Raw genomic sequence first — 283 nt, forward strand, 5'->3', positions numbered from 1 at the left:
GGAGAGTTCGTCGAAGGTCAGGTCGACGGTGGCGAAGCCGTGGGCTTCGAAGGCGCCCGCGATCTGCACGGATTCGCTGCGGTTTCTGATCTGCACGCCGACGAAGATATGCGCCGAGTTCGCGTCCGCGATCCGGTAGTTGAACTCGGTGACGCTGCGCGTGCCGACCAGTTCGCAGAAACGCCTGAAGCTGCCGCGCTCTTCGGGGATCGTCACCGCGAACACTGCTTCGCGCGCCTCGCCGACTTCAGCACGCTCGGCGACGAAGCGCATGCGGTCGAAA

At 64.7% G+C, this 283-nt stretch carries 1 pseudogene; it reads right to left on the reverse strand.

The window, feature by feature from the left end:
* Positions 1–283: pseudogene (locus tag PQQ53_RS35045) on the reverse strand (threonine ammonia-lyase, biosynthetic); the annotation flags it as partial.

Source organism: Paraburkholderia strydomiana, from assembly GCF_046030495.1.
Taxonomy (GTDB): Bacteria; Pseudomonadota; Gammaproteobacteria; order Burkholderiales; family Burkholderiaceae; genus Paraburkholderia; species Paraburkholderia strydomiana_A.